Source organism: Azospirillum sp. TSO35-2, from assembly GCF_003116095.1.
In the GTDB taxonomy this organism is placed as follows: domain Bacteria; phylum Pseudomonadota; class Alphaproteobacteria; order Azospirillales; family Azospirillaceae; genus Azospirillum.
In genome coordinates this window covers 1,262,223-1,274,557 of sequence record NZ_LGRA01000008.1, presented here as the reverse complement: position 1 = coordinate 1,274,557, position 12,335 = coordinate 1,262,223, and the positions used below count along the sequence as shown (strand labels likewise).

Here is a 12,335-nt window from a genome sequence, read left to right as displayed (position 1 = left end):
GCGGAGCGTTGGTGCCCGCGCCCCGGTCAAGAAGGAACGAACCCGCCGTCCGCCCACACCCGATCGAAACCCCGTAATGGAGGAGAAACCCCGTAATGGAGGAAGGACGCGTCATGCGCACCATCGCCGCCGCCCTGGTCCTGTCGAGCCTGCTGGGCTTCGGCGGCGCCGTCCAGGTCAACGCCCAGACCGCCGCCCAGACCGCCGCCCCGGCCCCGTCCTCGGATGCGTCCCAAGGGGCGTCGAAAGGCGACGCGGCGGCCAACGATCCGGCCGTCCGCGGCAGCCAGGAACCGCATCCCACCCCCCAGGGCACGCGCTCGCCCAACGACGCCTCGTCGGGCGACACCCAGAGCGCCGAGTTGCAGCAGGCGCTCGCCGCCGTCCGCCGGGCGCCGCCCGACCTGAACGGCACCCCGGTGCCGCGCCCCAACGCGCTGGCGAGCGAGCCCGACCAGCCCGACGAGCCGACCCGCTCGCAGAACCCGTCCGACCTGACCAGCCAGGAGGTGAAGTAGGGTTCGTCCCCCCGGCAGACCGTTACCCCGACACCCGGCGGGCGCGGACGCGGATCAGGCCGCTGCCGTCGGGGTCGGCGTGGTCCGGCTTCAGCATCGCGTCGAGCAGCCGGGCGTCGCTGGTCCAGTAGGGGACGTACCAGGACCGGTCGGGGTCCATCACCAGCGCCCGCCGCGTCGCGGCGTCATAGGCGCCGAGCGGGGCGATGTGGCCGACGCCGACGTCGCCGGTCAGCGTTCCCTGGTCGAAGGCCAGCAGGATGACGTCGTCGGCGCTCTGCTCGTTCGAGGCGAGGATGCGGCGCAGCTCGGCCAGCGTCGCGGGCGAGGCGTCGCGCGGGCGCCACACTTCGATGTCCGCCTCGATGCCGAAGGCCTGGAGGCTGCGGCGGACGTAGGTTTCCAGCTCGCCGAAGGACACGCCATCGCCCTCTTCAGCGGTCGCCTCGCGCCAATGGTCGTCGCCCAGCCGGTCGAGCACCTGCTTGGCGGTCAAAAGCCGTTCCGAGGCCAGGGCCGGCAGCCCGCGCAGCGCGTTCAGCATCATCGTCACGCTGGCCAGCGAACAGGAGGCCCCGGTCGTCTGCGGCACGTAATAGGGGCTGAGCGCCCAGTAATCGGGAGCGGCGGCGCTGCGCACATAGTCGGTGGAACGGGTGATCGGCACCGCGTCGGGGCCGAATTTCGGCTTGGTGTCCTGCCCCTGCGCCGACACCGCGACGCAGACCGTCCACAGCGCGATGCCGACGGCAACTTTCAAAGGCTTCATCAGAAAGGGTCTCTGTCCGTCCAGTCCTGGGAGCTTGCGCGGCCCGGTCGGTCCGGACCGACGCGCGGCCCGCATATGGTGCGCTGCAGCGCCAAGGCCAAGCCGGGCCGGACACCGTCCCGTCCCCGCCGGTTCCGCCGCGGGTCGAGGCGTTGCTGACACGGATGTCGCTGAAGCGGACCTTTTCGAAACGGACATGGGCGGAGCCTCCTCTGCTCGACCGCATCGAGCAAAACAGGCCCCGCCCATCTCCGGGCAGCCGCACCGGGGGCTTACCCCCGATGCGCCGTGTCATCCGGTGTCGTCAGACGCCGTCCCAGAAGTGCTCCAGCCCGACCGTTTCGGTGCCGGTCACCCCCATCTTGGCCCAGGCCAGGTCGTGGATGCCCATCGCGAAGGCCGGCGAGGTCGCCTGCAGCGAATAGTCGCCCCAATAGGCGTTGGTGAACATCGGCTTGCCGATGACGTCGTGGTCGCCGTATTTCGGCACGTTGTAGACCAGGTTGCTGTCGATGACGAAGTCGTTGGCGCTCAGCAGCTCGGTGTAGTCGTCGAGCGGCAGCGTGCCCGCCACCACGTTCTTGGTGATGGTGTTGTGGTGGGGGTCGCCGGCGGTGCCGTGCACCGGCTGCCATTCGATGCGGATGAAGTCTTCCTTGTTGTTGGCGATCTCGGCGAAGTTGTTGGTGACGACGTTGTTGTCGCCGCCATGGATCTGCACCGACGCCCAGTCGGCATCCTTGATGAAGTTGTCCTTCACCGTGATCCCGCCGGCCATGTCGTCCAGATAGATGCCGAAGCCCTTCTGGCCGTGCAGCCAGGTGTCGGTGTCGCTGGTGGCGAGGCCGCTGGCGTGCTCGATCCGGTTGCCCTGGATGATCATGCCGGTGTCGACGCTGGACCGGCCCAGGATTTCGATGGCGCCGCCGTCGGCGGTCTCCTGCCCGGTGTAGGAGATCTTGTTGTACTGGATGATGTTGTTGTGGTTCACCGTGTTGGTGGTGCCGCCGTAATCCTTGAACGAGATGCCGTAGCGGGCGCTGTGGTCGATGTCGTTGTTGGAGATGACGTTGTTGTCGACGCCGGTGCCGATGATGCCGGCCACCGCCTTGTGCACCTCGCCGATGTTGCTGATGCTGTTGGCGTAGATGCTGTTGCCGTTGCTGCGGCCGTCCATCTCGATGCCGTTTTCCGCCAGATGGTTCAGCGTGTTGTGGGCGATCTGGTTGTTGGACGAGGCCGATCCCAGGTGGATCGCGGTGCCGACGTTGAGGAAGCTGTTGTCGCTGATGTGGTTGCCGCTGGCCTTCAGCAGCTCCAGCGCGTTGCCGCCGGTGGTGGTGTTCTTGAAGGTCAGCCCGTCGATGGTGACGTCGCTGGCGCCGTTCAGCCGGACCAGCGTGCCCAGCCGCGGGATCTCGACGCCAGTGGAGGCGAAGCCGGAGCTGGCGGCCTTGTACAGCAGCGCACCATCCGTCGAGCGCCAGGCGAACTCGCCCGCCTGATCGACGTAGGAGGCGTTGTTCAGCAGCTTGTAGGTGGTGCCCTCGGCGAAGGGCAGGGAGGCGCCGTTCTTCAGCGTGATGGTGTGGGTGGTGGCGTTGAAGCCGGCGATGCTGGTCAGCGTGTCGCCCAGCCGTTCGGCGTCCATCACCTGGATCAGCGTGCCCGGCTGGATGTCGGACGAGGTCACCTCGGTGCCGTGGGAGCGGATGGACCAGCCGCTCGGCCCGGTCGAGGCGGCGTCGGCGAAGTGCCAGCCGGTGGTGGGGTCGGCGCTGTCATAGGCGTATTTTTCCGCCAGATGCTGGCGGGCGTCGCCGACGATCAGGTCGAGGTTGCTGGCGGTGGCGAGCTTGGCCGAATAGAGGCCGTTGCCCTCGCTGGTGAAGCTCTTCACCACTTCGCCGCCGCTCAGCACCGGCGTCTCGCCGGGGTAGTTCTGGAAATGGTGCCCGTTGTCGAGCGCGGTCAGTTCCAGCGTCTTGGTCAGGTGATAGGTGCCCTCGCGGACATAGGTGGTGTCGATGGCGGTGTTGGCCCGCATCGCGGCCTGCGCCTTCTCCAGGCTGGCGAAGGGACCGTCGGTGCCGTCGGCGTTCGGCGCCGACAGCTTGCCCGACCAGGTGTCCTTGCCGTTGGTGGCGACGTAGAAGGCCGGCTTGGTCGGCGCGGTCGGAACCGGGTCGGGGGTGGTGCCGACGGCGCCGAACAGGTCGGCGCCGGCCTTGATGTTCAGCGCGCCGCCCCAGTACATCCCCTCCTGGCCCGCGACCACGTCCTTGCCGTCGACGACGCCCTTGTCGTAGGTGACGATGCTGCTGGTGGCGGCGACGGTGTGGCCGTTGATGGCGACCGACTTGACGAACAGGTTGCGGTCGACGCCGTTCACCGTGGCGTCGTTGTCGTAGACGATCTGCACGTCGTGGGCCTTGGTCGGATCGACGTTGGCCTTGAAGCTGTAGGGGGCGGCGGTGCTGGTGGTCGCCTTGCCGTCGCCGATGACCTGCCCGTCGACCAGCAGCTTGAAGTGCGGCGCGACGCCGCCGGCCGAGACGCCGTAGGCATTGACGACGATGTCGACCGCCGAACTCGGGGCCGGCGGCGGCGGGGGCACGTAGGCGCCGCCGAAATACTCCTCCGGCACGCCGAAGGTCAGGGCGCCACCCCAATAGAGCCCCTCCTGGCCGGCGACGACGTATTTGCCGTCCACCGGGCCCTTGTCGTAGGAGGCCATGTCGGAGGTCGAGGCGATGGTCTGGCCGTCGATGTTGATCGACTTGACGAACAGGTTGCGGTCGACGCCGTTCACCGTGGCGTCGTTGTCGTACCAGATCTGGATCTTGTGGGCCTCGTTCGGGTCGACGTTGGCCGTGAAGGTGTAATTGGTGGCGGAGGTGGCGGTGACCCAGGCGTCGCCGACGACCTGGTCGTCGACCAGCAGCTTGAAGTGCGGCGCCTGACCGGCGGCGCTGATGCCGTAGGCATTCACCTTGATCGTCGTGGTCATCGAGGCGGCGGCCTCGGTCGCGGTGTCGGCCGGGGTGGACGGGAACATCGTGGCGGGCAGCGCGACGTTCAGCGCGCCCGGCCAGTACATCTCGGTCTGCCCGGCGATGACGTTCAGCCCGTCGACCTTGCCGGTGTCGTACTTCACCGACGGGTCGATGGCGAGGACGGTCTTGCCGTCGATCTCGAACGACTTGACGAACAGGTTGCGGTCGACGCCGTTAACCGTGTCGTCGTTGTCATAGACCAGTTGCAGCGCGTGGGCCTTGTCCGCCGGCACATTGGCCGTGAAGACGTAACGCGACTGGGTCGCCGAGGCGACCGTGGCCTCACCGATGCTGGCACCGTCCAGAAGCAATTGGAAATGCGGCCATTTTCCGCCGGCGGCGGCGCCCCAGGCGTTGACCGCGAACGTGACTTGGATCGTGCCGTCGGTGTTGGTGGTAGCCATTTTGGAACTCCGCTTTTTGGGTACTGCCTTGTTCCGCAGGCTGGTCTGTTAGGCTTAACGGGGTACTAACCCTTTTGGTTAGGAAATTATGAATGGCCCCCTTTTCCGTGGCATGAATGAGACAAAAAACGGCCGCAGCGTTTGCTGCGGCCGCATGGGGATAGTGGAATGGGATGGTGATCGAGTCCGGTCGAAGACCCGGCAAGCATAAGCGTGGGCTTTGCCGCGAGCGTGACCGCTTTCTATTTCGCACTGCGGCAAACCAGCCGCAGTTTTGGCCGGAAGTGCTGGCCGGGTGAACGCGGTCACTCGACCTTGCCGACACCCTTCATGACGTCTGCCATGTTCTCGTAACGGCCGTCCGGCATCTTTTCGAGGATGTCGAGGATGTCCTTGTCGGCGCCCTGCTTCTTGGCGTGCTGCGCCACATCGGCCTTGTCGGCGGGGAAATCGATCCCCTTCAAGTGGTGCGAGATGTTGGCCGGGGAATGCCCTCCAAGACCACGGGTCATCGGATTCTCCTGTCTGTCGTGTCCTGCGGCGGGTGTCGCCGGACCCTGACCAACAGGACCGATTCCGGAATGTCGCGGCTGCACCGAAGGCGGATTGCCGTCAGTCCGGGCGCACCACACCCTTGCGCAGCACGATGTTGCCGTAGAGGCGACGTTCCCCCGACGCGACCAGCGCGTAGGCGCCCTTCACCCGTTCGTAGAAGGCGGGGCCGTGCAGCGGCACCAGGGTCATGGCCGGCTCGAAGCGGGCGACGGTCTCGGCCAGTTCGGCCATCACCGGCTCCACCCGGTCGGGCTGGCCGGCGATGCCGGGGCGGAAGGCGGCGTGCTCGACGAAGTCATCCAGCGGCATCACCGACAGGATCGCGTCGACGATGGCCGGGGCGTCGTGCCCGTCCATGCGGACCAGCCGCCGGGCGTCGGTGTCCGCCGGGTAGTTGGCGTCGACCACCGCGATCTCGTCGCCATGCCCCATGGCGCGCAGGATCCGCAGCAGATCCGGCCCCAGCAACGGATTCAGTCCTTTCAGCATGTTGTCCCCCCGGTTGTCGGTCCGCCGGCCGTTCCGCGCCAGAAGCAACGAACGGACCGCATCGCGGCACATTTTGAAGCTTCGTTACCATACCGACGGCCCTGGTGAACGTCCATGGCTTAAATCACCGTGAATTATGTATTGACCGAGGATCGTTCGTATGGGAAATTATGCGCAACGACGCTGCTTATGATCGGCAAGGTCAGGGGGCGGCGACCAGGGGAGGGGCGGGTGTCCTACGTCGCATACGCAAACGGTCCGATCGGGGGCGGCCAGACGACCGGAAACGGCCAGGGCAGCAATTCGGTCAACCTGCGTCTGTTCAACGAACGGGTGATCCTGAACGCGCTGCGCCGCCTGGGCGCCGCGTCCAAGGCCGACCTGTCGCGCACCGTCAGCCTGACCAGCAACACCGCCGGCATCATCGTCAAGGAGCTGGAGGAGCGCGGCCTGATCCGCAGCGAAGGCAAGCGGTCGGGGGCGCGCGGCCAGCCGGCGACGCTGCTGTCGCTGAATCCGGAAGGGGCCTATTCGATCGGGGTGAAGGTCGGGCGCCGCTCGGTCGACACCGTGCTGGTCGATTTCTGCGGCCATGTCGTGGAGCGCCGCCATCACGAGCGCGACTTCCCGATGCCGGAGGAATCGCTGGCGCTGGCGCTGGGCGACATCGCCGACATGCAGGGCGGCCTGCCGGCCGGCGGCCGCGACCGTCTGGTCGGCATCGGCGTCGCCGCGCCCTACAACATGGGAAGCTGGCGGCGGGAGCTGGACATCCGCTTCGACGCCTACACTGTGTGGAACGACGTCGACATCGCCGCCCAGCTCGGGGCGGCGACCGGGCTGCCGGTGTTCCGCGAGAACGACGGCACCGCCGCCGCGGTGGCGGAGATGTTCCAGGGCTGCGGCCGCGAGCTGGAGAATTTCGTCTATCTGTTCATCGGCTCCGCCATCGGCGGCGGCCTGGTGATGAACGGCCAGTATTACCGGGGCATCACCGGCAACGCCGGCGACATCGGCCTGATGCCGGTGGGGCCGTCGCGCCTCGCCTCCGCCCCGCGCCCGACCCACAGTTGCGACATCCTGCTGACGCGGGCGTCGATCAACTCGCTCATCCGCCATCTGCGCGCCAACGGCGTCGAGGTCGCGCTGCGCAGCGAGCTGGAACAGGCCATCCCGCTCCATCCGGCGCTGGTGGCGGAGTGGCTGGACGACGCGGCCAACGCGCTGGTGATGCCGCTGCTGTCGGCCGCCTGCCTGCTGGACGTCGAGGCGATCGTGATCGACGCCGACCTGCCGATGCCGGTGCGCCGCGACCTGGAAACCCGGCTCAACCGTTATCTGGACGAGGCGGTGCCGGAGGCGCGACGACCGCCGCCGCTGCGGCTCGGCCAGATCGGCCGGCACGCGGCGGCGCTGGGGGCGGCCATCCTGCCGCTGCACCTCAACTACAGCCCGAGCCGGGAAATCCTGGTCAACCAGTAGAGTCCAATCAGCAGAGTCCACTCAGCGACGTCCGGGCAGAAAAGCCGGCACCAAGCCCGGCGACCCGAACCAACCACCGGAGGAACCCTCATGGGTGCGACCGCCATGTTCGTGCCGACGCCGGTCGTGCGTCCGCCGATTCTTGAAATGCGCGGCATTTCCAAGACCTTTCCGGGCACCAAGGCGCTGAACGACGTGCGTCTCGACGTGCGCTCGGGCGAGATCCTGGCGTTGATGGGCGAGAACGGGGCGGGCAAGAGCACCCTGATGAAGGTGCTGTCGGGCGCCTACCAGGCCGATCCGGGCGGCGAGATCCTGATCGACGGCCAGCCGGTGACGGTCGGCGGTCCACAGGACGCGCGCGACCACGGCATCGCCATCATCTACCAGGAACTGTCGCTGCTGCCCAACCTGACGGTGGCGGAGAACATCTTCTTCGGCCGCGAGCGGTCGCGCTTCGGGCTGGTCGACCGGGCCGGCATGCGCGAGGACTGCCGCGGCGTGCTGCAGCGGTTGGGCGCCACCTTCGGCCCCGAAACCCTGGTGCGCGACCTGTCGATCGCCGAACGGCAGATGGTGGAGATCGCCCGCGCGCTGCACACCCGCTCCAAGCTGCTGGTAATGGACGAGCCGACGACCACCCTGTCGGCGCGCGAGACCGACCGGCTGTTCGCCCTGATGCGCCAATTGCGCGGCGAGGGACTGGCGATCATCTACATCAGCCACCGGATGGACGAGATCTACGCGTTGGCCGACCGCGTCGCCGTGCTGCGCGACGGCTCCTACGTCGGCACACTGGAGCGCGAGGAGCTGAGCGCCGACCGGCTGGTCCGCATGATGGTCGGCCGCGACCTTGCCGGCTTCTACAAGCACGACCACCAGAATCTCCGCTCGCCCGGCGCCCCGGTGCTGGAGGTGGAGGGGCTGACCGACGGCGGACGCCGGGTGCAGCCCGTCAGCCTGACCCTGCGGGCGGGCGAGGTTCTGGGGCTGGCCGGCCTCGTCGGGGCCGGCCGCACCGAGTTGGCGCGTCTGATCTACGGCGCCGACCCGTTGGCCGGCGGCACGGTGCGCGTCGGGGGGGCGACGTTGACGCGGCCCACCCCCGCGGCCGCCCTTGCCGCCGGCCTCGCCTACCTGACCGAGGACCGCAAGGCCCAGGGCCTGTTCCTCGACATGTCGGTGCAGGACAACATCAACTTCTTCGTCTGCGGCGACGACGCCCGCGCGGGCGGGCTGCTCGACCGCGGCCGCGGCCGGACGCGGGCGGGCGACGCGATCAAGGCGCTGGGCATCCGGGTCGACCGGCCGTCGACCAACGTCGGCGCCCTGTCCGGCGGCAACCAGCAGAAGGTGCTGCTGTCGCGCTGGCTGGAGGCCGGTCCGCGCGTGCTGATCCTGGACGAGCCGACGCGCGGCATCGACATCGGCGCCAAGGCCGAGATCTACCGCACCATCGACCGGCTGGCCCGCGAGGGCGTCGGCGTGCTGGTGATCTCCAGCGAACTGCCGGAGCTGATCGGCATCTGCGACCGCGTCCTGGTGATGCGCGAAGGGCACATCACCGGCGAGGTCGGCGGCGACAGCGGCCGCCCCGTCACCCAGGAGAACATCATGGCGCTGGCCACCGGCGTCACGCTCTGACGCTCCGCCGTCCGGCGCAAACACGAAAAAAAGCCGAAGCCGGCAGTGGAAGGCCGGTATTGGAAGGAAGGATACGCCGCGATGATCGCCAACCTGAACACGCCCGGCCTGCCGGCTTCCGACGCGGTCGCCCTGTCGGCTGCCCGGCGGCAAAGGCTGCGCACCGCCCTGCAGGTCGCCGGCATGCTGCCGGTGCTGGTGCTGATCTGCATCGCCTTCGATCTGGCGACCGGCAAGTTCCTAACCGGCCGCAACATCGCCATCGTCGCCCAGCAGGCGGCGATCAACATCGTGCTCGGCGCCGGCATGACCTTCGTCATCCTGACCGGCGGCATCGATCTGGCGGTGGGCGCGGTGCTGGCGGTGTCGGCGGTGACCGCGGTGACGCTGTCGCTGACCGGCGCGGCCTGGATGGCGATCCCGGTGGCGCTGCTGAGCGGGCTGGCGCTGGGCGCGCTGAACGGCAGCCTCGTCGCCTTCTTCCGCCTGCCGCCCTTCATCGTCACGCTGGGCGCCATGACCGCGGTGCGCGGCCTCGCCCGCCTGCTGGGCAACGACACCACGGTGTTCAACGCCGAGCTGCCCTTCGCCTGGATCGGCAACGCCCAACTGTTCGGCATTCCCTGGCTGGTGGTGATCGCGCTGGCCGTCGTCGCGGTCAGCTGGTTCATCCTGCGCCGCACGGTGCTGGGCGTGCGCATCTACGGCGTCGGCGGCAACCCGGACGCGGCGCGGCTGTCGGGCATCAAGGTGTGGGCGGTGCTGATGTTCGCCTATTGCGCCTCGGGCGTGCTGGCGGCGCTGGGCGGCGTGATGTCGGCGGCCCGCACCTACTCGGCCAACGGGGCGCAGCTCGGCACCGGCTATGAACTCGACGCCATCGCCGCGGTGATCCTCGGCGGCACCAGCTTCGTCGGCGGCATCGGCACCATCATCGGCACCCTGGTCGGCGCGCTGATCATCGCGGTGCTGTCGAACGGCCTGATCCTGATGAACGTCACCGAGATCTGGCAGCTCATCATCAAGGGTCTGGTGATCGTCGGCGCGGTCGCGCTCGACCGGTACCGCAACAAGGGCAGCGCCCGCACCTGAGCGGCCGTCACCCGTCCTTCACGAGCCACAACAACAAACCGTTCAAACCTGGAGGAATCGCATGATCAAGAAGACGTCCCTGCTGCTCGCCACTGCTGGCCTCATCGCCGCCGCCACCCCGGCGCTCGCCAAGGACCTGACCTCGATCGGCGTCACGGTCGGCAGCCTGGGCAACCCGTTCTTCGTGCAGATCGTCAAGGGCGCCGAGGCCAAGGCCAAGGAGCTGGGTGGCGCCAAGGTCAAGGTCACCGCGGTGTCGGCCGACTACGACCTGAACAAGCAGTCGACCCAGATCGACAACTTCATCGCGTCGGGCGTCGACATGGTGCTGGTCAACGCCGCCGATCCGGAAGCCATCGCCCCGGCCATGGCGCGGCTGAAGGCGGCCGGAATCGTCGCCGTCGCGGTGGACGTCGCCGCCAAGGGCGCCGCCGCCACGGTGACCACCAACAACATCGAAGCCGGCGAGAAAGCCTGCGGCTACATCGCCGACAAGCTGGGCGGCAAGGGCAACGTCGTCATCATGAACGGCCCGCCGGTGTCGGCGGTGATCGACCGCGTCAACGGCTGCAAGCAGACCCTGGCGAAGAGCGCCGGGATCAAGGTGCTGTCCGACAACCAGAACGGCAAGGGCTCGCGCGAAGGCGGGCTGGAGGTCATGATTGGCCTGCTGACCGCCTTCGACAAGATCGACGCCGTCTTCACCATCAACGACCCGCAGGCGATCGGCGCCGATCTGGCCGCCAAGCAGTTGGGCCGCAACGACCTGTTCATCACCTCGGTCGACGGCGCGCCGGACATCGAGGCGGCGCTGAAGCAGCCCGGCAACCTGGTGGAGGCGTCGTCGGCCCAGGACCCCTACACGATGGCGCAGAAGGCGGTCGATGTCGGCTACCAGATCCTGCAGGGCAAGCCGCCGGCCCAGACCGTGACCCTGATCCCGGCCGACCTGATCACCCGCAAGAACGTCAACGAGTACAAGGGCTGGACGTCCAAGTAAGACTGTTCTCAAAAGTTACGACCTGCGGTCGGAACTTACCCTCAAACGCCGGGCGGTCCGCCTCCGCGGACCTTGGCTTCGCGGGCCTGTGCCCGCGCGGCCGCCGTCGCGGCCGTTACCGCAGGACCAAGCAGGGAAGGAACCCGTTCCATGTCCGCCGCCATCCACGCGCTCTGTCTGGGCGAAGTGCTGATCGACTTCGTGCCGACCGTCACCGGCCGCGACCTGCGCACCGCCGAGGCCTTCCAGAAGGCGCCCGGCGGGGCTCCGGCCAACGTCGCGGTCGGGCTGGCCCGGCTGGGCGGCAGCCTGACGAGTGGAATGATCGCGAAGGTGGGCGACGACGGCTTCGGGCGGTTCCTGGTGCAGACCCTGGCCGACGCCGGGGTCGACACCGCGCTGGTCCGCAGCGATCCGGCGAACCGCACGCCGCTGGCCTTCGTCTCGCTGGCCGAGGACGGCGACCGCGAGTTCCTGTTCTACGGCGAGCCGTGGGGCACGCTGGCGCCCGCCGACATCGACCACGCCGCGGTGGCGGCGGCCGGCCTGCTGCATTTCGGGTCGGTCGGCCTGATCGGCCAGTCCTCGCGCGCCGCCACCTGGGCGGCGGCGGACACGGCGTCGGCCAACGGCCTGACGGTGTCGTTCGACGCCAACCTGCGGCCCGCCTTGTGGCCGGATCTCGGGGCGGCGCGCGCCGCCATCGCCGAAGGGGTGGCCCGCTCCAGCGTCGTCAAGCTCAGCGACGAGGAGCTGGCCTTCCTGACCGGCTCCGACGACCCGGCGGCGGGGCGGGCGCTGTGGCACGACCGCATGCGGGCGCTGGTGGTGACCCACGGGGCGAAGGGTTCCACCTGCCTGACCCGCGACGGTCAGGTCAGCGTCGGCGGCTTCACGGTGCAGGCGGTCGACACCACCGGGGCGGGGGACGCCTTCATGGCCGCCTTCCTCTCCGGCCTGCTGACCGAACCGGACGCCCCGGTGGAAGGGCTGTGCCGCTTTGCCAACGCGGCCGGCGCCCTGGCCACCACCCGCCGCGGGGCGATTCCCGCGATGCCCACGCGCGCCGAGGTCGAGGCGCTGCTGGGCGAAGTCCGTTTGTAACGCCTGTGTAACGGCGGCACAGCTCTGAAAAGGCGCTGTTACCAAACAATCAGCTCGGCGAACCTGCTGCGCGCTACAGTTCTCCGCACAGGCTGCCTGCCGGGCTGATCCGGATCGGGCTCCACCGTTCAATCAGGGAGCATCGAGCGAGAGGCGCCGCGCGCCTCCGGCTATCGGAGGCGCGCGGCGGCAAGCACCGCCCTTGTCCTTGCGCCAGGGCGA

The 12,335-nt window shown here is 68.5% G+C and carries 10 protein-coding genes; 6 read left to right on the top strand and 4 right to left on the bottom strand.

The window, feature by feature from the left end; translation table 11 throughout:
• Positions 1–113 precede the first annotated feature (113 nt).
• Positions 114–518: a hypothetical protein gene (locus tag TSO352_RS07260; protein ID WP_109106720.1), complete on the top strand. Its 405-nt coding sequence runs from the start codon at positions 114–116 to the stop codon at positions 516–518.
• A gap of 22 nt (positions 519–540) precedes the next feature.
• Here the strand turns inward: TSO352_RS07260 and TSO352_RS07255 are convergent, their stop codons facing one another.
• The 4 genes from TSO352_RS07255 to TSO352_RS07240 form a co-directional block, all read right to left on the bottom strand.
• Positions 541–1,287 carry a phytochelatin synthase family protein gene (locus TSO352_RS07255; protein ID WP_247871946.1) on the bottom strand — a complete coding sequence of 249 codons (747 nt, stop codon included), beginning with the start codon at positions 1,285–1,287 and terminating at the stop codon, positions 541–543.
• A 304-nt stretch (positions 1,288–1,591) separates the two neighbouring features.
• A complete protein-coding gene (locus tag TSO352_RS07250; RefSeq protein WP_109106593.1) occupies positions 1,592–4,747 on the bottom strand; it encodes a carbohydrate-binding domain-containing protein in 3,156 nt (1,051 codons plus the stop codon).
• 305 nt (positions 4,748–5,052) lie between these two features.
• The gene (locus TSO352_RS07245) at positions 5,053–5,259 is read right to left on the bottom strand and encodes a DUF2795 domain-containing protein (protein WP_109106592.1); all 207 of its coding nucleotides are present in this window, start codon (positions 5,257–5,259) and stop codon (positions 5,053–5,055) included.
• Between the two features lie 100 nt (positions 5,260–5,359).
• Positions 5,360–5,791 carry an RbsD/FucU domain-containing protein gene (locus TSO352_RS07240; RefSeq protein WP_109106719.1) on the bottom strand — a complete coding sequence of 144 codons (432 nt, stop codon included), beginning with the start codon at positions 5,789–5,791 and terminating at the stop codon, positions 5,360–5,362.
• A gap of 231 nt (positions 5,792–6,022) precedes the next feature.
• Here TSO352_RS07240 and TSO352_RS07235 point away from each other — a divergent pair, with 231 nt between their 5' ends.
• The 5 genes from TSO352_RS07235 to TSO352_RS07215 all read left to right on the top strand — a co-directional run bounded on the left by TSO352_RS07235 (position 6,023) and on the right by TSO352_RS07215 (position 12,113).
• Entirely contained in the window at positions 6,023–7,273 is a 1,251-nt protein-coding gene (locus TSO352_RS07235) for an ROK family transcriptional regulator (RefSeq protein WP_199231508.1), read from the top strand.
• Between the two features lie 90 nt (positions 7,274–7,363).
• On the top strand, positions 7,364–8,917 hold the full coding sequence (locus TSO352_RS07230; protein WP_247871945.1) for a sugar ABC transporter ATP-binding protein: 1,554 nt from the start codon (positions 7,364–7,366) through the stop codon (positions 8,915–8,917).
• An 81-nt stretch (positions 8,918–8,998) separates the two neighbouring features.
• A complete protein-coding gene (locus TSO352_RS07225; protein ID WP_109106590.1) occupies positions 8,999–10,009 on the top strand; it encodes a ribose ABC transporter permease in 1,011 nt (336 codons plus the stop codon).
• 61 nt (positions 10,010–10,070) lie between these two features.
• Positions 10,071–11,009: an ABC transporter substrate-binding protein gene (locus TSO352_RS07220; protein ID WP_109106589.1), complete on the top strand. Its 939-nt coding sequence runs from the start codon at positions 10,071–10,073 to the stop codon at positions 11,007–11,009.
• A 150-nt stretch (positions 11,010–11,159) separates the two neighbouring features.
• Positions 11,160–12,113 carry a PfkB family carbohydrate kinase gene (locus TSO352_RS07215; protein WP_109106588.1) on the top strand — a complete coding sequence of 318 codons (954 nt, stop codon included), beginning with the start codon at positions 11,160–11,162 and terminating at the stop codon, positions 12,111–12,113.
• Positions 12,114–12,335 lie beyond the last annotated feature (222 nt).

Bases quoted from the DNA above. Each gene is read 5' to 3' on its own strand.
- TSO352_RS07260 (WP_109106720.1), top strand. From the start codon at position 114: ATGCGCACCATCGCCGCCGCCCTGGTCCTGTCGAGCCTGCTGGGCTTC.
- TSO352_RS07255 (WP_247871946.1), bottom strand. From the start codon at position 1,287: ATGAAGCCTTTGAAAGTTGCCGTCGGCATCGCGCTGTGGACGGTCTGC.
- TSO352_RS07250 (WP_109106593.1), bottom strand. From the start codon at position 4,747: ATGGCTACCACCAACACCGACGGCACGATCCAAGTCACGTTCGCGGTC.
- TSO352_RS07245 (WP_109106592.1), bottom strand. From the start codon at position 5,259: ATGACCCGTGGTCTTGGAGGGCATTCCCCGGCCAACATCTCGCACCAC.
- TSO352_RS07240 (WP_109106719.1), bottom strand. From the start codon at position 5,791: ATGCTGAAAGGACTGAATCCGTTGCTGGGGCCGGATCTGCTGCGGATC.
- TSO352_RS07230 (WP_247871945.1), top strand. From the start codon at position 7,364: ATGGGTGCGACCGCCATGTTCGTGCCGACGCCGGTCGTGCGTCCGCCG.
- TSO352_RS07225 (WP_109106590.1), top strand. From the start codon at position 8,999: ATGATCGCCAACCTGAACACGCCCGGCCTGCCGGCTTCCGACGCGGTC.
- TSO352_RS07220 (WP_109106589.1), top strand. From the start codon at position 10,071: ATGATCAAGAAGACGTCCCTGCTGCTCGCCACTGCTGGCCTCATCGCC.
- TSO352_RS07215 (WP_109106588.1), top strand. From the start codon at position 11,160: ATGTCCGCCGCCATCCACGCGCTCTGTCTGGGCGAAGTGCTGATCGAC.